The following is a 21,823-nucleotide window of genomic DNA, read 5'->3' on the forward strand; positions in this document are numbered from 1 at the left end:
AAAGGGTTATTGAATCTCTCAAGACCCAGGGCATAGAAACACGCTGATGAGGACCGTCTGATGGCCGGCAAAACGCTTTACGACAAGCTTTGGGATTCCCATGAAGTGAAACGGCGCGACGATGGGTCGTCGCTGATCTATATCGACCGCCACATCATCCATGAAGTGACTTCGCCCCAAGCTTTCGAAGGCCTGCGCCTGGCCGGGCGCAAGCCTTGGCGCGTCGACTCGATCATCGCCACGCCGGATCACAACGTACCGACCACTCCGGATCGCAAGGGCGGCATCGAAGCGATTACCGACCAGGTCTCGCGTTTGCAGGTTCAGACCCTCGATGACTACTGCGATGAATATGGCATCACCGAATTCAAAATGAATGACGTGCGCCAGGGCATCGTTCACGTGATCGGTCCGGAGCAGGGCGCCACCTTGCCGGGCATGACCGTGGTCTGCGGCGACTCGCACACCTCGACTCACGGCGCGTTTGGCGCCCTGGCCCATGGCATCGGCACTTCCGAGGTCGAGCACGTGTTCGCCACGCAGTGCCTGGTTGCCAAGAAAATGAAGAATATGCTGGTGTCGGTCGAAGGCAAACTGCCGTTCGGCGTGACCGCCAAGGACATCGTGCTCGCGGTCATCGGCAAGATCGGCACCGCCGGCGGTAATGGCCACGCCATCGAGTTCGCCGGCAGCGCCATTCGCGACTTGTCTATCGAAGGCCGCATGACCATCTGCAACATGTCCATCGAGGCCGGCGCTCGCGTAGGCCTGGTGGCGGCGGATGAAAAAACCGTGGCGTACGTGAAAGGCCGTCCGTTTGCCCCGAAAGGCGCGGAATGGGACCTCGCTGTCGAAGCCTGGAAAGACCTGGTTTCCGACGCTGATGCGGTGTTCGACACCGTTGTCGAGCTGGACGCCACTCAGATCAAGCCTCAAGTCAGCTGGGGCACTTCGCCCGAGATGGTGTTGGCGGTCGATCAGAACGTGCCGGACCCGGCGAAGGAAATGGACCTGGTCAAACGCGGTTCCATCGAGCGCGCCCTGAAGTACATGGGTTTGACCGCCAATCAGGCGATCACCGACATTCAGCTGGACCGCGTATTCATTGGCTCCTGCACCAACTCGCGGATCGAAGACCTGCGCGCTGCGGCGGTGATCGCCAAGGGCCGCAAAGTGGCTTCGACCATCAAGCAAGCCATCGTGGTGCCGGGCTCGGGCCTGGTGAAGGCGCAAGCCGAAGCCGAAGGCCTGGACAAGATTTTCCTCGAAGCCGGTTTCGAGTGGCGTGAACCGGGTTGCTCGATGTGCCTGGCGATGAACCCGGACCGTTTGGAGTCGGGCGAGCATTGCGCATCGACCTCCAACCGCAACTTCGAAGGGCGTCAGGGCGCCGGTGGCCGTACGCACCTGGTCAGCCCGGCCATGGCCGCGGCGGCTGCCGTCAACGGTCGTTTCATCGACGTTCGCGAACTGATCTGAGGAACCGCACATGAGAGCTTTTACCCAACACACCGGTTTGGTCGCGCCTTTGGATCGTGCCAACGTCGACACCGACCAGATCATTCCGAAGCAGTTCTTGAAGTCGATCAAGCGCACCGGTTTTGGCCCGAACCTGTTTGACGAATGGCGCTACCTGGACGTGGGTTATGCCTACCAGGACAACTCCAAGCGTCCGCTGAACAAGGATTTCGTCCTCAACGCCGAGCGTTACCAGGGCGCCAGCGTCTTGTTGGCCCGCGAGAACTTCGGTTGCGGCTCCAGCCGCGAGCACGCGCCGTGGGCGCTGGAAGAGTACGGTTTCCGCAGCATCATTGCGCCGAGCTATGCCGACATCTTCTACAACAACAGCTTCAAGAACGGCTTGCTGCCGATCATCTTGAGCGACGCTGAAGTGGATGAACTGTTCCAGCAGGTCGAGGCGAATCCTGGCTACGAGTTGAAGATCGACCTGCAAGCCCAGACCGTGACCCGGCCGGACGGCAAGGTCTACAGCTTCGAGCTTGACGAGTTCCGCAAGCATTGCCTGGTCAACGGCCTCGATGACATCGGCCTGACTTTGCAGGATCACGAGGCGATTGCATCGTTTGAAGCCAAGCACCGTGCGAGCCAGCCTTGGTTGTTTCGCGACGCGTAAGTTTGCGTAAGGCGTGATGACGCCTTCGCGGGCAAGCCGCGCTCCTACAAGGACAGCGCAATACCTGTAGGAGCGAGCGGTGCGGCGATCCGACTTGCCCGCGAAGAGGCCCGAAAAAACACCCCAAGACTCACCCGAAAAAGGAAGTCCACATGACCAGCACCGCCCAGCACAGCCAGGTAGTCCAAAAGCAATTCGGTGAACAGGCCTCGGCCTACCTGAGCAGCGCCGTCCACGCTCAAGGCACTGAATTTGCGCTGCTACAGGCTGAGCTGGCCGGGCAGGGCGATGCCCGCGTGCTGGACCTCGGTTGCGGTGCCGGTCATGTGAGTTTTCACGTGGCGTCGCTGGTCAAGGAAGTGGTGGCTTACGACCTGTCGCAGCAAATGCTCGACGTGGTCGCTGGTGCTGCCATTGATCGTGGGTTGGGCAACGTGTCCACGGTCCTGGGTGCCGCTGAGCGGTTGCCATTCGCCGATGGCGAATTCGACTTCGTCTTCAGCCGTTATTCGGCGCACCATTGGAGCGATCTCGGCCTGGCCCTGCGTGAAGTCCGGCGGGTGTTGAAGCCGGGCGGCGTGGCGGCGTTCATCGACGTGTTGTCACCGGGTAGCCCGTTGTTCGACACTTACCTGCAAAGTGTCGAAGTGCTGCGCGACACCAGCCATGTGCGCGATTATTCCGCCGGCGAGTGGCTGCGTCAGGTCAGCGAGGCGGGGTTGCACACTCGCAGCACCACGCGTCAGCGCCTGCGTCTGGAGTACACCAGCTGGGTCGAGCGCATGCGCACACCACAAGTGATGCGCGCTGCGATCCTCGAATTGCAGCAGTCGATGGGCAACGAAGTACGCGAATATTTTGAGATTGAGGCCGATGGTTCGTTCAGTACCGATGTACTGGTGCTGATGGCAGAACGATAAGCTCGGAAACATAAGCACCGAGCGATAGAATTTTTCCGGGCGTGCCCAAGGGCACACCGACTGATGACATGAGGAAAGCATGAGCAAGCAGATTCTGATTCTCCCAGGTGACGGTATTGGCCCGGAAATCATGGCCGAAGCGGTCAAGGTGCTGGAACTGGCCAATGACAAGTACAACCTGGGCTTCGAACTGAGCCACGACGTGATCGGCGGCGCAGCCATCGACAAGCACGGCGTGCCACTGGCCGATGAAACCCTGGAGCGTGCTCGCGCCGCCGATGCTGTTTTGCTGGGCGCCGTGGGCGGCCCGAAATGGGACACCATCGAGCGTGACATCCGCCCTGAGCGTGGTCTGCTGAAGATTCGTGCGCAACTGGGCCTGTTCGGCAACCTGCGTCCGGCGATCCTGTACCCGCAACTGGCCGAAGCTTCCAGCCTGAAAGCCGAAATCGTTTCCGGCCTGGACATCCTGATCGTTCGCGAGCTGACCGGCGGCATCTACTTCGGCGCGCCGCGTGGCACCCGCACCCTGGAAAACGGCGAGCGTCAGTCCTACGACACGCTGCCGTACAGCGAAAGCGAAATCCGCCGCATCGCCCGTGTCGGTTTCGACATGGCCATGGTGCGCGGCAAGAAGCTGTGCTCGGTGGACAAGGCCAACGTGTTGGCTTCCAGCCAGCTGTGGCGTGAAATCGTCGAAGAAGTGGCCAAGGATTACCCGGAAGTCGAACTGAGCCACATGTACGTCGACAACGCCGCCATGCAACTGGTGCGCGCACCGAAGCAGTTCGACGTGATCGTCACCGACAACATGTTCGGCGATATCCTGTCTGACCAGGCGTCGATGCTCACCGGTTCCATCGGCATGCTGCCGTCGGCATCGCTGGATACCCACAACAAGGGCATGTACGAGCCTTGCCACGGTTCGGCGCCGGACATCGCGGGCAAGGGCATCGCCAACCCGCTGGCGACCATTTTGTCGGTGTCGATGATGTTGCGTTACAGCTTCAACCAGTCGGATGCAGCGGATGCCATCGAGAAAGCCGTGAGCCTGGTGCTGGATCAGGGCCTGCGGACGGGCGACATCTGGTCGACCGGTTGCACTAAAGTCGGTACGCAGGAAATGGGTGACGCAGTAGTCGCCGCGCTGCGGAATCTGTAATCTCTCGGGCCCGCTGCCACTTTCCACTTCGAAAGCAGCGGCCCACTTTTCAAGAAGGTGTAGTTGCGATGAAACGTGTAGGTCTGATCGGTTGGCGCGGTATGGTCGGTTCCGTGCTCATGCAGCGGATGCTGGAAGAGCAGGATTTCGATCTTATCGAGCCGGTGTTTTTCACCACTTCCAATGTCGGTGGCCAAGGCCCGTCCGTGGGCAAGGACATTGCTCCGCTCAAGGACGCTTACAGCATTGAAGAGCTGAAAACCCTCGACGTGATTCTGACCTGCCAGGGTGGCGACTACACCAGCGAAGTCTTCCCGAAGCTGCGCGAAGCCGGCTGGCAGGGTTACTGGATCGACGCCGCTTCCAGCCTGCGCATGCAGGATGACGCTGTCATCGTGCTGGACCCGGTCAACCGCAAGGTCATCGACCAGCAGCTCGACGCGGGCACCAAGAACTACATCGGCGGCAACTGCACCGTCAGCCTGATGCTGATGGGCCTGGGCGGTCTGTTCGAAGCCGGTCTGGTCGAGTGGATGAGCGCCATGACTTATCAGGCAGCCTCCGGTGGCGGCGCGCAGCACATGCGTGAACTGATCAAGCAAATGGGCGTGACCCACGGCGCTGTCGCCGATCAACTGGCCGACCCGGCCAGCGCCATCCTCGACATCGATCGCCGTGTGGCCGAAGCCATGCGCAGCGACGCATACCCGACCGAGAACTTCGGCGTACCGCTGGCCGGCAGCCTGATCCCTTGGATCGACAAGGAACTGCCGAACGGTCAGAGCCGCGAAGAGTGGAAGGCCCAGGCCGAGACCAACAAGATCCTCGGTCGCTTCAAGAGCCCGATCCCGGTCGATGGCATTTGCGTGCGCGTCGGCGCCATGCGCTGCCACAGCCAGGCACTGACCATCAAGCTGAACAAAGACGTGCCGATCGCCGACATCGAAGGGCTGATCAGCCAGCACAACCCTTGGGTCAAACTGGTGCCGAACAACCGCGACATCAGCATGCAGGAGCTGAGCCCGACCAAGGTTACCGGCACCCTGAATGTTCCGGTTGGCCGTCTGCGCAAGCTGAACATGGGTTCGCAGTTCGTCGGCGCGTTCACCGTTGGCGACCAGTTGCTGTGGGGCGCGGCCGAGCCGCTGCGTCGCATGCTGCGGATTCTGCTTGAGCGTTGATCGATTGAAGCAATGAAAGAACCCGTGCCTTGAAAGGGGCGCGGGTTTTTTTATGGGGGGTGTGTCGCCAGAAAGGGCCTCTTCGCGGGCAAGCCTCGCTCCTACATGGGGTCGCGCCGCACCTGTAGGAGCGAGGCTTGCCAGCGAAGAGGCCAGTACAACCACCACAAACCCTTGGCAGAATTGCCTGCACGCCACCCACCCGGTAAAGTGCCGCTCCCCCCGTTTCGCCAGAGGTACACCCATGAGCCAGTCCTTTGATATTGCCGTGATCGGCGCCACCGGTACTGTCGGCGAAACGCTCGTGCAGATTCTCGAAGAACGCGACTTTCCGGTCGGTAACCTGCACCTGCTGGCCAGCAGCGAGTCCGCCGGTCATTCGGTGCCGTTTCGCGGCAAGAACGTGCGGGTGCGGGAGGTCGATGAGTTCGACTTCAGCAAAGTACAGCTGGTGTTCTTCGCCGCAGGTCCGGCGGTGACCTTGAGTTTCGCCTCGCGCGCCACGGCGGCCGGTTGCTCGCTGATCGATCTGTCCGGCGCCTTGCCCGCCGATCAGGCGCCGCACGTGGTGCCGGAAGCCAATGCTCAGGTTCTGGCCGGTCTGAAAAAGCCATTCCAGGTCAGCAGCCCAAGCCCGTCGGCCACCACCTTGGCCGTGGTACTCGCACCCTTGCTCGGTCTGCTCGATCTGCAGCGCGTCAATGTGACCGCCAGCCTGGCCGTTTCTGCCCAGGGCCGCGAAGCCGTTACAGAGCTGGCCCGGCAAACCGCCGAGCTGCTCAATGTGCGTCCGCTGGAGCCGAGTTTTTTCGATCGGCAGATGGCCTTCAACCTGCTGGCGCAAGTCGGCAAGCCGGATGAAAACGGCCATACGCTGCTGGAAAAGCGTCTGGTGCGTGAGCTGCGTCAGGTCATGGCCTTGCCTTCATTAAAGATTTCCGTCACTTGCATTCAAGCCCCGGTGTTTTTTGGCGATAGCTTTAACGTGACCCTGCAGTCTGCAAGCGCTGTGGACCTGGTAAAAGTCAACGCGGCGCTGGAAGACGCTCCGGGTATCGAGCTGGTGGAAGCCGGCGATTACCCGACGCCGGTCGGCGATGCGGTAGGGCAGGATGTGGTCTACGTCGGTCGGGTTCGCGCTGGAATCGACGACCCGTCGGAACTTAATGTGTGGCTGACGTCAGATAACGTACGCAAAGGCGCGGCGCTCAATGCTGTGCAGGTGGCTGAATTGTTGATAAAAGACCTGCTGTAAAAGATACTTGGCAACAATTTGCAGAATGATTCTGGTCGGGCGTCATGCTCGACCGGATTGCTGAAGGCAAGCCACCCTGCGAGGCTTTCCGGGGCATGAAAGAAATGATCGCGCGCGACGACCCTTCGCCGCCGCGCGCAATGCCTTACGGCAGCGACTATCAACACCTTCTCGCTGGCCGAGGAATGTTCAAACAAAGGATGAGGCTATGGTTCAAGTTCGCAAACTGGTGTTAGCAATAGCGGCCGCCTCGGCGCTGTCCTCCGGTATGGCGCATGCGCTCGGGCTCGGGGAATTGACCCTGAAGTCGTCGCTGAACCAGCCGCTGGTGGCGGAAATCGAATTGCTCGACGTCAAGGAACTCACGGCTGCCGAATTGGTGCCGAGCCTGGCGTCGCCCGAAGATTTCGCCAAGGCCGGTGTCGACCGTCAGGCATTTCTCAATGACCTGAGCTTCACCCCGGTGCTCAACGCCAGTGGCAAAAGCATCTTGCGCGTGACCTCCAGCAAGCCGCTGTCCGAACCGATGGTGAAATTCCTGGTTCAGGTGATGTGGCCCAACGGTCGCCTGCTGCGCGATTACAGCGTGCTGCTCGATCCGTCCAAATTCTCGCCGCAAACCGCTGAAGCGGCTGCGCAGCCGGCGCCGACTCAGACTGTCGCTGCACCGGTGACCGGCGCTACCAAGCCGACCCAATACACCACCACGCCGCGCGATACCCTCTGGGAAATCGCTGCGAAGGCGCGCAATGGCGGCTCGGTTCAGCAAACCATGCTGGCCATCCAGGCGCTGAACCCGGATGCCTTCATCAACGGCAACATCAACTTGTTGAAAACCGGTCAGGTGCTGCGCCTGCCGGATCAGACGCAAGTCGCCAGCGTGCCGCAACCCAAAGCCATTGCCGAAGTCGCTGCGCAGAACACTGCGTGGCGTCAGGGGCGTCGCTATGTGGCGAAGCCTGGAGCAGGGCAGCAGCAACTCGACGCGACCAAGCGCCCTCGCGCTGAAGGCGCTCCTGTGCAGCCTGCCAAGGACAAACTGAGCCTGGTGTCTGCCGAGTCCGGCAAGACCGGTGGCAAAGGTGCTGCAGGTGATGCGAAGGCCTTGAGCAACAAACTGGCCCTGGCCCAGGAAAGCCTCGACACGACCCGCCGTGACAACGCTGAACTGAAAAGCCGCATGACCGATCTGCAAAGTCAGCTGGACAAGCTGCAACGCCTGATCGAGCTGAAGAACAATCAACTGGCCAAGATGCAGGCCGAAGGTGCTGCGGGTGCGCCGGCTGCTGCTGTCGCGGCGGCCCCGGCGATCTCGGCCGAATTGACGCCGAGCCCTGCGCCTGTAACGCCAGCCCCGGTGGCGGCCGCTCCTGAGGCAGCGCCAGCTCCGGCTGAAGCGCCTGTCGAGCCAGCGCCAGCCGCGTCTGACGATCAGAAATTCAACGACCTGCTGACCAATCCGGTGCTGCTGGGTCTGGTCGGCGGTGGGGCAGTGGTTCTGCTGCTGTTGCTGCTGTTGCTGGCCCGTCGCCGCAAAGCCCAGCAGGAAGCCGAGAAACACCTGCGGATGGCCCGTGCCTTGTCCGAGGAACAGGATTTCTCCGCTGATCTGGATTTGCCTGAAAGCAGCTTCGAAGGTCTGGAAGTGCCGCCGCCAAGCGTGAAGCTCGCGACCGCGCCAGCTCCTGCACCCGCGCCAACCCCGGCTCCCGCTCCGGCACCGGCACCGGTCATTGAGCCAGTGGTGGTCATGCCGCCGATTGCCGCGCCACTGGTCGCGCCTGCCGCTGATCGTGATGACGACGTGCTGACCAAGGCGCAGTCGCACATGGCCGCCGGTCGCCTGAATCAGGCGGCTGCGTTGCTGGAAGATGGCATCAAGCAGGAGCCTCAGCGCAGTGACCTGCGTCTGAAGCTGATGGAAGTCTATGGCCAGCAGGGCGACCGCGACGCGTTCGTGGCCCAGGAGCGTCAGCTCGTGGCCAACGGCGAAAACTTCGCCCGTGTCGAAGAGCTGAAAAGCCGCTTCCCGGCCATGGCGGTCGTCGTGGCGGGTGGTCTGGCTGCTGCGGCCGTCGCTGCCGAACTGGACGCCGAATACGTCAAAGAGCTGTTGATGGACGAGTCCGAAGAGCCGGCGCCGGCACTGGCCGATGACGACTTCGACAGCGCGTTTGATTTGAGTCTGGATGATCTGGAAAACGTCGTTCCTGTGGTGGCTGCGCCTGAGCCGACGCCTGAGCCAGAACCAGAGGCTTTGGCCGAACTGGATGAATTCCCGCTGGACGACGACCTGAGCTTTGAGTCGGTGTTGCAGCAACAGACTGAAATCAAGGAAAACCTCGACGACCTGTCGGACTTCGATCTGGACATGGACCTCGGTGCCGATCCGTCGCCAGGGATCCTCGATGAAGACGATTTCCTGTTGAGCCTGGATGACGACGTCAAGGACTTGCCTGCCGTGGAAGTGCCAGCCGCCGCTCCTGAGGTCGCGCTGGATGATCTGGAGCTGCCGGCGGATTTCGATCTGTCGCTGGCCGATGAAATGGACGCTCCGGATGCATTTGCCGCTGAGCTGGATGACGTCAACGCCGAGCTGGATCGTCTGTCGCAGAGCATTAGCGAGCCGACCTTCACTGCCGAAGACGCATTGGCTTCCGCCGCTGATGAGCCGGAATTCGATTTCCTCTCCGGCACCGACGAAGTCGCCACCAAGCTCGATCTGGCCCAGGCCTACATCGACATGGGCGACGCCGACGGCGCGCGGGACATCCTCAATGAGGTGGTCAGCGAAGGTGATGCGGGTCAGAAGAGCGAAGCCAAGGAAATGCTTTCGCGTCTGGCTTGAGTGATCGGTAAGGCATAAACAAAACGGCAGCCCATTGAGGCTGCCGTTTTTGTTTCAGCAATGTATTGATAGTCACAGTGGCATAGCCATCGCGAGCAGGCTCACTCCCACAAGGAAATCAGAGGACCCTGTGGGAGCGAGCCTGCTCGCGATGGGGCCATATCAAACAGCACAAATGGCTAAAACTGTCAGGCCAGCAAATCCTCATAAAACGCACCAAACGGCCGGGTAGGGTGGGCGATCTGGATTTCCAGAATCCATAACCCCACATTCGGACATTCCTCGAAATTCCCCAGATCCCCGGCACGATAAATCGCATGGGGGAAATCACTGACCCGGTGTCCCTTGATTTCCAGGTTCAGCTTCCAGCCCATCGCCGTCGCCTGTTCGTCGGCGTAGCGATACAGCTCGGGACCGGCCACCTGCCGGGTTCGCCAGTAATCGTGAACCTGATCGAACAAGGTCTTCGCGGCCGTCGCGCACGCCTTCATCTCGGAGTCGTCACCGACGACGAACGTTGCGCCGGAGTCGCCTTCATGGCGATCCCAGACCACGCCGAGGTCGATAAAGAAAATGTCGTTCTCGGCCAGTACCGGATCGCCTTCGGAGCGTTGCTTGAAGGTTTTCAGAGTGTTTTCGCCAAAGCGGATCTTTGACGGGTGCCAGATGCGGTCCATTCCCAGTTCGTTTAATACCTCAAGGCTCATGGCCAGCGCCTCGGACTCACGCATGCCGGGTTTGATGCGTCGGGCCATTTCGTCGATGGCTTCCCACGTCTTGCGTTTGGCGTGCAGCATGCCTTCCAGGCTGTACGCCAGGCCGACGGCTTCTTTGAGAGGTGCATTCATCATCAGGTCTCGGTGGTGTTCTGTTTTTTTTCGTTGTGTAGTTATCTATATAGCGAAGTCTGTATGGACACTGCAACGGCACAAACGACACACGCCTCTGGCGTCCCGGTCCGGCGGCCTTATAATGCCCGCCTTTGCGTAGATCAGCAGGCTGTCACTCCTTGGCAAATATAGATAACCCGGCCGCCGAAATGGCGGCCGACGGCTTTTTCCGCATCGCGTTGGGCGTTGAATACAAAGGCTCTCGCTATCGCGGCTGGCAGCGTCAGGCCTCCGGCGTGCTCACGGTGCAGGAAACCCTGGAAAACGCCTTGTCCAAAGTTGCCGACTCACCCGTGTCGCTGCTGTGCGCCGGGCGCACGGACGCCGGCGTGCATGCCTGCGGGCAGGTGGTGCATTTCGACACACAGGTCGAGCGGTCGATGAAAGCCTGGGTCATGGGCGCCAACATCAACTTACCCCACGACGTCAGCGTCAGTTGGGCCAAGGTCATGCCGGCGCATTTCCATGCGCGGTTCAAGGCCATCGCCCGGCGCTATCGCTACGTGATCTACAACGATCAGATCCGTCCGGCGCACCTGAACGAAGAAATTACCTGGAATCACCGTCCGCTCGACGTCGAGCGCATGGCTGAGGCTGCGCAATACCTGGTCGGCACCCACGATTTCAGCGCTTTTCGCGCTGGCCAGTGCCAGGCCAAATCGCCGGTCAAGGAGCTGCATCACCTGCGCGTCACGCGTCACGGCAAGATGATCGTGCTGGATATCCGCGCCAGCGCCTTCCTGCACCACATGGTGCGTAACATTGCCGGTGTATTGATGACCATCGGCGCCGGTGAGCGTCCGGTGGAGTGGATGAAGGAAGTGCTGGAGAGTCGCATTCGCCGTTCCGGCGGGGTAACGGCGCATCCATTCGGCCTGTATCTGGTGCAGGTCGAGTACCGCGACGAGTTCGAATTGCCTGAACGTTACATTGGCCCACACTTCCTGACCGGTTTCACCGAACTTGACGGCTGACGCCCTCGAACGCATTTGTTACCATCCGGGACTTTCTCGGATTTACCCTGAGGTTTTATCGACATGTCAGCCGTTCGCAGCAAGATTTGCGGGATTACCCGCATAGAAGATGCGTTGGCGGCGGTCGAGGCCGGGGCTGATGCCATCGGGTTTGTGTTTTACGCCAAGAGCCCGCGGGCTGTGACGTTCCAGCAAGCGCGCGACATCATCAAGGCGTTGCCGCCGTTCGTGACGACCGTGGGTTTGTTCGTCAACGCCAGCCGTTGCGAGTTGGGAGAGTTGCTCGACGCCGTGCCGCTGGACCTGTTGCAGTTCCATGGCGACGAAACCGCTGCCGACTGTGAAGGCTGGCATCGGCCGTACATCAAGGCGCTGCGGGTCAAGGCGGGCGACGACATTGCGGCGGCATGCAATGCGTTTCCAAGTGCCAGCGGTATCCTGCTGGACGCCTACGTTGAAGGCGTCCCTGGCGGAACCGGCGAAGCGTTCGACTGGTCTCTGATACCGCAAGGCTTGAGCAAGCCGATCATCCTGGCGGGCGGTTTGACGCCGGATAACGTCGGCGAAGCGATTGCCCGGGTTCGGCCTTACGCCGTGGACGTCAGTGGTGGAGTAGAGGCGAGCAAAGGCATCAAGGATCACGCAAAGATTCAGGCATTCATTAACGCAGTACGCAGCAGCAAGTAGTTGATGTGACGGCTGGCAGACTGCCGCCGTCCCAAAATGCACTGCGCTGCACAAAGCAGGCACGGCTGAGGATTGATGGGTTGTACGCAGGTCACGCTTCACTGACCCGGCCACCCACCGATCATCGCCACACACATGAATTTAGCTCAAGGGCATACGCGGGGCTGCGAACCAGAGCGTTCGGGCCGCCGGTACTGGAGAAAGAAAGCATGAGCAACTGGTTAGTAGACAAACTGATCCCTTCGATCATGCGTTCCGAGGTCAAGAAGAGCTCGGTGCCTGAAGGTCTGTGGCACAAATGCCCGTCTTGCGAGGCTGTGCTGTATCGTCCGGAGCTGGAAAAGACCCTGGATGTTTGCCCGAAGTGCAACCACCACATGCGTATCGGCGCCCGCGCCCGTATCGACATCTTCCTCGACGCCGAAGGCCGCAGCGAGCTGGGTGCGGACCTGGAGCCAGTCGACCGTCTGAAATTCCGTGACGGCAAGAAGTACAAGGACCGCCTGACCGCTGCGCAAAAGCAGACTGGCGAGAAAGACGCACTGATCTCCATGAGCGGCACCCTGCTGGGCATGCCAGTGGTGGTTTCGGCCTTCGAATTCTCCTTCATGGGCGGTTCCATGGGTGCGATCGTCGGTGAGCGCTTCGTACGCGCCGCCAACTACGCCCTGGAAAACAAATGCCCGATGATCTGCTTCGCCGCTTCCGGTGGTGCGCGGATGCAGGAAGCGCTGATTTCCCTGATGCAAATGGCCAAGACCTCTGCGGTACTGGCGCGTCTGCGTGAAGAAGGCATCCCGTTCATCTCCGTGCTGACAGATCCGGTCTACGGCGGCGTCTCCGCCAGCCTGGCGATGCTTGGTGACGTGATCGTCGGTGAGCCGAAAGCCCTGATCGGCTTCGCCGGTCCACGCGTGATCGAGCAAACCGTTCGCGAAAAGCTGCCGGAAGGCTTCCAGCGCAGCGAATTCCTGCTGGAGCACGGTGCGATCGACATGATCATTCACCGTCAGGAACTGCGTCCGCGCCTGGGTAACCTGCTGGCGCAACTGACCGGCAAGCCGACGCCGAAATTCGTTGCCGCGCCAATCGAGCCGATCGTCGTTCCGCCGGTGCCTGCAAACATATGACCCAACGCACCCTTGGCGAGTGGCTCGCCTACCTTGAGCAGTTGCACCCTTCGGCCATCGACATGGGCCTTGAGCGCTCGCAACAGGTAGCGTCCCGCATGGGGCTGGGCAAGCCGGCGCCTCGGGTGATCACGGTCACCGGCACCAACGGCAAGGGTTCCACCTGCGCATTCGTGGCTTCATTGCTGCGGGCGCAGGGTCTGAAGGTTGGTGTCTACAATTCTCCGCACCTGCTGCGTTACAACGAGCGGGTGCAGGTCAACGGCGTCGAAGCGACGGATGCCGAGCTGTGCGAGGCCTTTGCTGCGGTAGAGGCAGGGCGTGGCGAAACCTCCCTGACTTACTTCGAAATGGGCACCCTGGCGGCGTTCTGGCTGTTTCAACGGTCAGCGCTGGATGCCGTGGTGCTGGAAGTCGGTCTGGGCGGGCGGCTGGACACGGTCAACGTGGTGGATGCCGACATGGCGCTGGTGACCAGCATCGGCGTGGATCACGCGGATTATCTGGGCGACACCCGTGAGTCAGTGGCCTATGAAAAGGCCGGCATCTTCCGCCAGGGCGCGCCTGCGCTCTGTGGCGACCTGAATCCTCCTCAACCTCTGCTGGACAAGGCGCGCGAGCTGGCTTGCCCGTTTTTCCTGCGGGGACGCGATTTTGACCTTGGTGTCACCGATCACAACTGGCAATGGCGCGGTCTTGACGCTCAAGGGCGTGTAGTCGAGTTGCATGATCTGCCGTTGCTCGATCTGCCGATGGAAAACGCCGCGCTGGCGTTGCAGGCGTACCTGTTGCTTGGTTTGCCTTGGGTCGATGCGCAGATTATTGATGCGCTGAAAGCCACGCGGGTGGTCGGTCGCCTCGACCGCCGCCAGTTCGACTGGCAGGGCAAGCGTCTGAACCTGTTGCTGGATGTGGGGCATAACCCTCACGCCGCCGAGTACCTGGCCCGTCGTTTGGCGAGCCGACCACCGGCCGGCAAGCGTCTGGCGGTGTTTGGATTGCTGGCGGACAAGGATCTGGATGGTGTTGTCGGCGAATTGAATGCTAGTGTCCAGCACTGGGCTGTTGCGCCGCTGGATTCTCCGCGGGCGCGACCGGTCGCCGATTTGCACGGGGTGTTGCACAACCTTGGTGCTTCAGTCGCGTCCTATGACAGCGTGGCCGCCGCCCTGGAAGGGCAGTGCGCGCTGGCGACGAGCGACGACGAAATTCTGTTGTTCGGATCATTTTATTGTGTTGCCGAGGCCCTTGAATGGCTGGCCCGGCGCTCCACGGAGGAAGCGGCAAATGGCATTGCTGGATAAGGCTTACAAACAGCGCATGGTCGGCGCCCTGGTGCTGGTGGCGCTGGCGGTGATTTTCCTGCCGATGCTGTTTTCCCGTCAGGATGAGCAGCGTCAGGTGACGGTCGAAGCGCCAGCCGCCCCGCAAGCGCCTTCGGTGCCGCAGGTGCAGGTTGAGCCGGTGGCGGTGCCTGAGCCGCAAGTCTTGCCGCAGGAGCCTGTGCCGAGTGATGACGACATCGCGCAGCAGGAAGAGCCCGTAATGCCGAACGCGCCGACTGCACCCGTCGCGCCTGCGCCTGCCGCAAAACCGGTAACGCCGCCTCCGGCACCGGCTCCGGTCAACAAACCGACGACTGCGCCGAGCCAGCCGATTACCGCCGCACCGGGTAAGCCGGATACTACTCAAAGCCGCGTCGACGCCAATGGCCTGTCGGTCAGCTGGTCGGTGCAACTGGCCAGCCTGTCGAGCCGTGCCAGCGCAGAAAACCTGCAAAAAACCCTGCGTAGCCAAGGCTACAATGCCTACATTCGCACGGCTGACGGCAAGAATCGGGTGTTCGTAGGGCCGTTGATCGAGCGTGCGGAAGCCGATCGTCTGCGTGACTTGTTGAACCGCCAGCAGAACCTCAAGGGTTTTGTGGTGCGCTTCCAGCCTGAGCGCGGTTGAAAACTATCGACCCGATTTGAAATGCACTGACAATCGCAGCTTACCGATAAGCATGGGCTCTGCTAAAATGCGCCGCCTTATCCGTCTGTAGGCTGCACTGTGCCATTTACCTGGGTTGACTGGGCGATCGTTGCAATCGTCGCCATCTCCGCATTGATCAGTCTGAGCCGCGGCTTCGTCAAAGAAGCATTATCGCTGGTGACCTGGATCATCGCAGGAGTCGTCGCCTGGATGTTCGGTGGTGCATTGTCCGAATACCTCGCCGGATACATCGAAACGCCATCGGCACGTGTGATCACGGGCTGCGCAATAATGTTTGTCGCCACGCTGATCGTAGGCGCAATGATCAATTATCTTATCGGCGAATTGGTTCGCGTCACCGGGTTGTCCGGGACCGATCGATTCCTCGGCATGGCCTTCGGCGCCGCGCGTGGCGTGTTGCTGGTGGTCGTGGCGGTCGGGCTGTTGAGCCTGGGGCCGGTACAGCAGGACGGGTGGTGGCAACAGTCGCAACTCGTGCCAAAATTTCTATTGGTCGCAGACTGGTCCAAAAACCTGATTCTCGGGTGGAGCAGTCAGTGGCTTGCCAGCGGTATCAGCGTACCCGCTGAAATACCGTTCAAGGAGCACCTCTTGCCGACGGCCAAAACGCCTCAGTGAGTTGTGTTCAGTTCAGATCCATTAAGTAGGGGTTGCGTCGCATGTGTGGCATCGTCGGTATCGTCGGTAAGTCGAACGTCAATCAGGCGCTGTATGACGCGCTAACCGTCCTCCAGCACCGCGGCCAGGACGCTGCCGGTATCGTGACCAGCCATGACGGCCGGTTATTCCTGCGCAAGGACAATGGCCTGGTGCGTGACGTGTTCCATCAGCGTCACATGCAGCGTCTGGTCGGTCACATGGGCATTGGCCATGTGCGTTACCCGACCGCGGGCAGCTCGACCTCGGCCGAAGCTCAACCGTTCTACGTCAACTCGCCTTACGGCATCACCCTGGCGCACAACGGTAACCTGACCAACGTTGAACAGCTGGCCAAGGAGATTTACGAATCTGACCTGCGCCACGTCAACACCAATTCCGATTCGGAAGTGCTGCTCAACGTGTTCGCGCACGAACTGGCCCAGCGTGGCAAGTTGCAGCCTACCGAAGAAGACGTGTTCGCTGCCGTCACTGACGTGCACAACCGTTGCGTCGGTGGTTACGCTGTCGTGGCGATGGTGACCGGTTACGGCATCGTCGGTTTCCGCGACCCGCACGGCATCCGTCCGATCGTTTTCGGTCAGCGTCACACCGACGAAGGCGTCGAGTACATGATCGCCTCCGAAAGCGTGTCCCTGGACGTGCTCGGTTTCACCCTGATTCGCGACCTGGCACCGGGCGAAGCGGTCTACATCACTGAAGACGGCAAGCTGCACACCCGTCAGTGCGCGACCAACCCGTCCCTGACTCCGTGCATCTTCGAACACGTCTACCTGGCGCGTCCGGACTCGATCATTGACGGTGTCTCGGTTTATAAAGCCCGTCTGCGCATGGGTGAGAAGCTCGCCGAGAAGATCCTGCGCGAGCGTCCGGATCACGACATCGACGTGGTTATCCCGATTCCGGACACCAGCCGTACCGCTGCGCTGGAGCTGGCGAACCACTTGGGCGTCAAGTTCCGCGAAGGCTTCGTGAAGAACCGTTATATCGGCCGGACCTTCATCATGCCGGGCCAGGCGGCACGGAAAAAATCCGTACGCCAGAAACTCAACGCCATCGAACTGGAATTCCGCGGCAAGAACGTGATGCTGGTGGATGACTCGATCGTTCGCGGCACCACTTGCAAGCAAATCATCCAGATGGCCCGCGAAGCTGGCGCAAAAAACGTCTACTTCTGCTCCGCGGCACCGGCCGTTCGCTACCCGAACGTCTACGGCATCGACATGCCGAGCGCCCACGAGCTGATCGCCCATAACCGTTCGACCCAGGACGTCGCGGATCTGATCGGCGCAGACTGGCTGATCTATCAGGACTTGCCTGACTTGATCGAAGCGGTCGGTGGCGGCAAGATCAAGATCGACAAGTTCGATTGCGCGGTGTTCGACGGCCAGTACGTGACCGGCGACGTCGACGAGGCTTACCTGAACAAGATCGAGCAGGCACGCAACGATGCCTCCAAGGTCAAGACGCAGGCAGTCAGCGCGATCATTGATCTGTACAACAACTGAGTAAACGCGCGGCCTGTAGGAGCGAGGCTTGCCCGCGAAGCTTTTGGTGTTCCCAAAGGCCCCTTCGCGGGCAAGCCATGCTCCTACAGGCCGTTTTTGTATCTATTAGCGAGTAGGGCAAGGAGTGACAGCATGAGTCAGGATTGGGATGCCGGTCGGCTGGACAGCGACCTCGAAGGCGTAGCGTTCGATACCCTGGCCGTACGCGCCGGTCAGCACCGCACGCCGGAAGGCGAACACGGTGATCCGATGTTCTTCACTTCCAGCTATGTATTCCGTACCGCCGCCGACGCGGCCGCACGTTTTGCCGGGGAAGTGCCGGGCAACGTTTACTCGCGCTACACCAACCCGACCGTGCGCGCGTTCGAAGAGCGCATTGCCGCTCTGGAAAGCGCCGAGCAAGCCGTGGCCACCGCCACTGGCATGGCCGCCATCATGGCGGTGGTGATGAGTCTGTGCAGCGCCGGCGATCATGTGCTGGTCTCGCGCAGCGTGTTCGGTTCGACCATCAGCCTGTTCGAGAAGTACTTCAAGCGCTTCGGCATCGAAGTCGATTACGTGCCTCTGGCGGATCTGTCCGGCTGGGACGAGGCGATCAAGGCCAACACCAAGTTGCTGTTTGTCGAGTCGCCGTCCAATCCACTGGCCGAGCTGGTGGATATCGCCGAACTGGCGAAAATCGCTCACGCCAAAGGCGCGATGCTGGTGGTCGACAACTGCTTCTGCACGCCTGCGCTGCAGCAGCCGCTGAAGATGGGCGCGGACATCGTCGTGCACTCGGCGACCAAGTTCATCGACGGCCAGGGCCGTTGCATGGGCGGCGTAGTGGCCGGTCGCAGCGAGCAGATGAAAGAAGTGGTCGGCTTCCTGCGCACCGCCGGGCCAACCTTGAGCCCGTTCAACGCATGGATCTTCCTCAAAGGCCTGGAAACCCTGAACCTGCGCATGAAGGCGCACTGCGCCAATGCCCAGCAACTGGCCGAGTGGCTGGAGCAGCAGGACGGTATCGAGAAAGTCCATTACGCCGGCCTGAAAAGCCATCCGCAACACGCGTTGGCACAGCGTCAGCAGAAAGGTTTCGGCGCCGTGGTGAGTTTCGAGGTCAAGGGCGGTAAAGAGGGCGCGTGGCGCTTTATCGATGCAACCCGATTGATTTCGATCACCGCCAACCTTGGCGACAGCAAGACCACCATCACCCACCCGAGCACCACCTCCCACGGCCGTCTGGCGCCGCAAGAGCGTGAAGCAGCGGGCATTCGTGACAGCCTGATCCGCATTGCGGTCGGTCTGGAAGACGTGGCCGACCTGCAGGCTGATCTGGCGCGCGGGTTGGCTGCCTTGTGATCGAGTTGTCCACATCGTCCGCTTCCAATGGTCGCGTTGCACTGGTCACCGGTGCTGCGCGAGGCATTGGTTTGGGGATTGCGGCCTGGCTGATCAGCGAAGGCTGGCAGGTGGTGCTGACGGACCTGGATCGGGTGCGTGGTTCGAAAGTGGCGAAGGTGCTGGGCGACAACGCCTGGTTCATCGCCATGGACGTCTCGAACGAAGGGCAGGTGGCGTTGGGTGTCGCCGAAGTGCTGGGGCAGTTCGGGCGTCTGGATGCGCTGGTGTGCAACGCGGCAGTGGCCGATCCGCATAACATCACCCTGGAAAGCCTCGATCTGGCTTACTGGAATCGGGTGCTGGCGGTAAACCTCAGCGGGCCGATGCTGTTGGCCAAGCACTGTGCGCCGTACCTGCGTGCTCACAGCGGTGCGATCGTCAACCTGGCCTCGACCCGCGCCGGGCAGTCAGAACCCGACACGGAGGCCTATGCGGCGAGCAAGGGCGGACTGCTGGCCTTGACTCACGCCTTGGCAATCAGTCTTGGGCCGGAAATTCGCGTCAACGCCGTCAGCCCTGGCTGGATCGATGCGCGAGACCCTGGGGTGCGGCGTGCCGAACCCCTCACCGAAGCTGACCATGCGCAGCATCCGGCGGGCAGGGTAGGGACGGTCGAGGACGTGGCGGCGATGGTTGCCTGGTTGCTGTCGAAGAATGCGGGTTTCGTCACGGGCCAGGAGTTTGTGGTCGATGGCGGCATGACCAAGAAGATGATTTACAGCGAATAGCAGTGCGGGGGCGGTCTTCTGCATTGATGCCGAATGTGCCGGCCTCTTCGCGAGCAGGCTCGCTCCCACATTAAAAACGCGGCCCACTGTGGGAGCGAGCCTGCTCGCGAAGCGGTCTGACGGCCGCGCACATCCCCGGGGATGACACGATTTTGTCTTTTTCAGAAAAACTTCAATCCTGCTATTGACTTAGCTTCGTTAGGTGCGTAAATTTCGCGGCCTCAGAGAAGCAAAGGGTGATTAGCTCAGCTGGGAGAGCGTCTGCCTTACAAGCAGAATGTCGGCGGTTCGATCCCGTCATCACCCACCACTTCTTGAGACTCTTGCGAAAGCAGGAGGGAAGCTGAAAAGCCTCCACCGACGCGCAGCGGTAGTTCAGTCGGTTAGAATACCGGCCTGTCACGCCGGGGGTCGCGGGTTCGAGTCCCGTCCGCTGCGCCATATTTTCCAAGTCAGGTTTATCCCTGATTTGAGATTGAAAGAGAGATTGAAAAGTCTCGAAGCTTCAATCAGACGAGTTAGGACGCAAGTCCAAAGCGATACGCAGCGGTAGTTCAGTCGGTTAGAATACCGGCCTGTCACGCCGGGGGTCGCGGGTTCGAGTCCCGTCCGCTGCGCCATATCTGCCTCAAGGCCCACTGAACGCCTTGGAGCTACGAAGAAGCCTCTGGTGATCTTCGAGTCGATAGCAAAGACCCTGGTCGAAAGACCGGGGTTTTTTGTGTCTGAAATTTGGCTTTTATGCCACTTCACGCTTACCCATATGACCTTTCTGCACGTCCGCTGCATAAAGGGCTTCCTTCGTAGCTCTGACATTAATTAGAATCACTCTCATTTACGATAACTCCTTGGCACAGGGCTTCTTGAGATGAGTGATGCAGCGATGCCGAAGGAGCAAACCCTCCACGACCTGTACCGCGATCACCGTGGCTGGCTGGAAGGCTGGTTGAGAAGGCGCATGGGCAACGGCTGTGATGCGGCGGATTTGAGCCAGGATACGTTTCTGCGTGTGCTCGCCAGCTCTCAGCGCATCGCTGACTTGCAAGAGCCCCGTGCCTATCTGCTGACCGTCGGCAAACGCCTGCTGAGCAATTTCTACCAGCGTCGCAGCCTTGAGCAAGCCTATCTGGCAGCGTTGGCGTCGATGCCTGAAGACTGTGCGCCATCACCCGAACAGCGCTGGCTTCTGCTGGAAACCCTGCAAGCACTGGATGAGCTGCTCGACGGACTGCCAAGGGCGGTGCGCCGGGCGTTTCTCTGGAGTCAGCTCGAAGGCTTGAACTACCAGCAAATCGCCGAGCGCCTGCGGGTGTCGGAGCGCACGATCAAACGTTACATGGCGCAAGCCTACGAGCATTGCCTGTTGGTGGAACTGTGAACAGTCAGTCTTCATCCGATCCCCGTCAGGCCGTCCGGGCTGCCGCGCAATGGCTTGCGTTGCTCGAGTCTGGTGGCGCCAATGAGCAGGACCGCGCGAACTTGCAGCGTTGGCGCGACACCTGCGCCAGTCACGAGCAGGCCTGGCAGAAGGCCCAGGCCTTGCGTCAGCGTTTCGCCGATCTGCCGTCGGCGCTGGCGCTGAGCAGCCTGGACCGTCCTGATCCGGGCCGACGCGCAGTGCTGAGGCGCGCATTGGGCGCCGTGGCGTTGGTGCCGACGGCTTGGCTGATCAGTCGACAATTGCCTCTGGACGTCTGGCGTGCCGACCTGCACACCGCCACTGGCGAGCGCAAAAAGGTGCAGCTCGCCGATGGCAGTTCCCTGCAGCTCAACACCGCCAGTGCCGTCGATGTGGATGTGCAGAACCGCCGCGTGAAGCTGATAGAAGGCGAGCTGTCGCTGAAGGTGCCGGGCATTGCGCCGCTGACGATCCAGACGAAGTTCGGCAACGTTATCCTCAGTCAAAGCGAAGTCTGCGTGCGCCAGGAGGCATGGGGCTGTCGGGTGTCGGTGTTCAACGGTAGCGTGCAGTTGCAGCCCCTGCATGGGGCGGCACTGGCATTGCGCGAGGGGCAGCAGGTCAGCCTTGAAGCGGCGGGTGTCGGCGCGATCACGCCATTCGATGCGCTTGCGCCGGGTTGGCGTGAAGGCGTGCTGATGGCGAAGAACCAGCCGCTGGGGGATTTCCTGCGCGAACTCGGCACTTACCGACCGGGCGTTCTGCGCTGGGAGCCTGAACTGGAAAGCCTGCGTGTCACCGGCAGTTTCCGTCTCGACGACACGGATCGCGTCCTCGCGCTGCTTGCAGCCAGTCTGCCGTTGGAGGTGCATTCCCGAACCCGCTACTGGGTCACGTTGCTGCCGCGCAAAAATAGTGTGTAAAGCCTGTCCCCTTTTTTCGACTCGCTTGTCATTCAAGGCATGTGAA

General features: G+C 60.8%; 19 protein-coding genes and 3 tRNA genes. 21 read left to right on the plus strand and 1 reads right to left on the minus strand.

All coding sequences use genetic code 11. The features are described 5' to 3' along the window. Nucleotides 1–60: 60 nt before the first annotated feature. From leuC to J4E42_RS10150, 7 genes are all read left to right on the plus strand, one after another. Nucleotides 61–1,479, plus strand: coding sequence for a 3-isopropylmalate dehydratase large subunit (gene leuC, locus J4E42_RS10120; RefSeq protein ID WP_008028300.1), 1,419 nt, complete (start codon nt 61–63; stop codon nt 1,477–1,479). A gap of 10 nt (nt 1,480–1,489) precedes the next feature. Next, nucleotides 1,490–2,134: a 3-isopropylmalate dehydratase small subunit gene (gene leuD / locus J4E42_RS10125; protein WP_008028298.1), complete on the plus strand. Its 645-nt coding sequence runs from the start codon at nt 1,490–1,492 to the stop codon at nt 2,132–2,134. A 152-nt stretch (nt 2,135–2,286) separates the two neighbouring features. After that, a complete protein-coding gene (locus tag J4E42_RS10130; protein WP_207285152.1) occupies nt 2,287–3,054 on the plus strand; it encodes a class I SAM-dependent methyltransferase in 768 nt (255 codons plus the stop codon). 79 nt (nt 3,055–3,133) lie between these two features. Then, nucleotides 3,134–4,216 carry a 3-isopropylmalate dehydrogenase gene (gene leuB, locus J4E42_RS10135; protein ID WP_008037639.1) on the plus strand — a complete coding sequence of 361 codons (1,083 nt, stop codon included), beginning with the start codon at nt 3,134–3,136 and terminating at the stop codon, nt 4,214–4,216. A gap of 68 nt (nt 4,217–4,284) precedes the next feature. Next, nucleotides 4,285–5,397 (plus strand): aspartate-semialdehyde dehydrogenase, encoded by a 1,113-nt coding sequence (gene asd / locus J4E42_RS10140; RefSeq protein ID WP_008037636.1) that lies wholly within the window; start codon nt 4,285–4,287, stop codon nt 5,395–5,397. A 244-nt stretch (nt 5,398–5,641) separates the two neighbouring features. Then, nucleotides 5,642–6,652 carry an aspartate-semialdehyde dehydrogenase gene (locus tag J4E42_RS10145; RefSeq protein ID WP_207285153.1) on the plus strand — a complete coding sequence of 337 codons (1,011 nt, stop codon included), beginning with the start codon at nt 5,642–5,644 and terminating at the stop codon, nt 6,650–6,652. A gap of 208 nt (nt 6,653–6,860) precedes the next feature. Then, a complete protein-coding gene (locus J4E42_RS10150; RefSeq protein WP_207285154.1) occupies nt 6,861–9,500 on the plus strand; it encodes a FimV/HubP family polar landmark protein in 2,640 nt (879 codons plus the stop codon). 188 nt (nt 9,501–9,688) lie between these two features. Here the strand turns inward: J4E42_RS10150 and J4E42_RS10155 are convergent, their stop codons facing one another. After that, entirely contained in the window at nt 9,689–10,348 is a 660-nt protein-coding gene (locus J4E42_RS10155) for a M24 family metallopeptidase (protein ID WP_207285155.1), read from the minus strand. Between the two features lie 191 nt (nt 10,349–10,539). Here J4E42_RS10155 and truA point away from each other — a divergent pair, with 191 nt between their 5' ends. The 14 genes from truA (at nt 10,540) to J4E42_RS10225 (ending at nt 21,777) form a co-directional block, all read left to right on the plus strand. Then, on the plus strand, nt 10,540–11,364 hold the full coding sequence (truA, locus tag J4E42_RS10160) for a tRNA pseudouridine(38-40) synthase TruA (protein ID WP_032828713.1): 825 nt from the start codon (nt 10,540–10,542) through the stop codon (nt 11,362–11,364). Between the two features lie 63 nt (nt 11,365–11,427). Beyond that, the gene (locus J4E42_RS10165) at nt 11,428–12,051 is read left to right on the plus strand and encodes a phosphoribosylanthranilate isomerase (protein WP_008037628.1); all 624 of its coding nucleotides are present in this window, start codon (nt 11,428–11,430) and stop codon (nt 12,049–12,051) included. Between the two features lie 209 nt (nt 12,052–12,260). Next, the gene (gene accD, locus J4E42_RS10170) at nt 12,261–13,181 is read left to right on the plus strand and encodes an acetyl-CoA carboxylase, carboxyltransferase subunit beta (protein ID WP_008028281.1); all 921 of its coding nucleotides are present in this window, start codon (nt 12,261–12,263) and stop codon (nt 13,179–13,181) included. Next, complete coding sequence (gene folC, locus J4E42_RS10175; RefSeq protein WP_008037626.1) at nt 13,178–14,485, plus strand: bifunctional tetrahydrofolate synthase/dihydrofolate synthase; 1,308 nt, start codon at nt 13,178–13,180, stop codon at nt 14,483–14,485. Before accD ends, folC begins: the two co-directional genes overlap by 4 nt. Then, entirely contained in the window at nt 14,469–15,134 is a 666-nt protein-coding gene (locus J4E42_RS10180) for an SPOR domain-containing protein (protein ID WP_207285156.1), read from the plus strand. Before folC ends, J4E42_RS10180 begins: the two co-directional genes overlap by 17 nt. 99 nt (nt 15,135–15,233) lie before the next feature. Further along, nucleotides 15,234–15,794, plus strand: coding sequence for a CvpA family protein (locus J4E42_RS10185; protein WP_008028275.1), 561 nt, complete (start codon nt 15,234–15,236; stop codon nt 15,792–15,794). A 41-nt stretch (nt 15,795–15,835) separates the two neighbouring features. Beyond that, a complete protein-coding gene (purF, locus tag J4E42_RS10190) occupies nt 15,836–17,341 on the plus strand; it encodes an amidophosphoribosyltransferase (protein ID WP_007935163.1) in 1,506 nt (501 codons plus the stop codon). 132 nt (nt 17,342–17,473) lie between these two features. Continuing rightward, nucleotides 17,474–18,685, plus strand: a complete 1,212-nt coding sequence (locus J4E42_RS10195) for an O-succinylhomoserine sulfhydrylase (RefSeq protein WP_192416852.1) — start codon at nt 17,474–17,476, stop codon at nt 18,683–18,685. Then, a complete protein-coding gene (locus J4E42_RS10200; protein ID WP_008028269.1) occupies nt 18,682–19,455 on the plus strand; it encodes an SDR family oxidoreductase in 774 nt (257 codons plus the stop codon). The genes J4E42_RS10195 and J4E42_RS10200 overlap by 4 nt, the downstream gene beginning before the upstream one ends. 234 nt (nt 19,456–19,689) lie before the next feature. Beyond that, nucleotides 19,690–19,765 (plus strand) — tRNA-Val (locus J4E42_RS10205). Nucleotides 19,766–19,819: 54 nt separating this feature from the next. Next, nucleotides 19,820–19,896, plus strand: a tRNA-Asp gene (locus J4E42_RS10210). Nucleotides 19,897–19,998: 102 nt separating this feature from the next. Further along, nucleotides 19,999–20,075: transfer RNA gene (locus J4E42_RS10215), tRNA-Asp, on the plus strand. Between the two features lie 248 nt (nt 20,076–20,323). Next, complete coding sequence (locus J4E42_RS10220) at nt 20,324–20,833, plus strand: sigma-70 family RNA polymerase sigma factor (RefSeq protein ID WP_008037616.1); 510 nt, start codon at nt 20,324–20,326, stop codon at nt 20,831–20,833. Beyond that, on the plus strand, nt 20,830–21,777 hold the full coding sequence (locus J4E42_RS10225) for a FecR domain-containing protein (protein WP_207285157.1): 948 nt from the start codon (nt 20,830–20,832) through the stop codon (nt 21,775–21,777). The genes J4E42_RS10220 and J4E42_RS10225 overlap by 4 nt, the downstream gene beginning before the upstream one ends. The last annotated feature ends 46 nt before the right edge of the window (nt 21,778–21,823 follow it).

Origin of the sequence: Pseudomonas sp. FW300-N2A2, from assembly GCF_017351735.1 — a bacterium.
GTDB classification, from domain to species: domain Bacteria; phylum Pseudomonadota; class Gammaproteobacteria; order Pseudomonadales; family Pseudomonadaceae; genus Aquipseudomonas; species Aquipseudomonas migulae.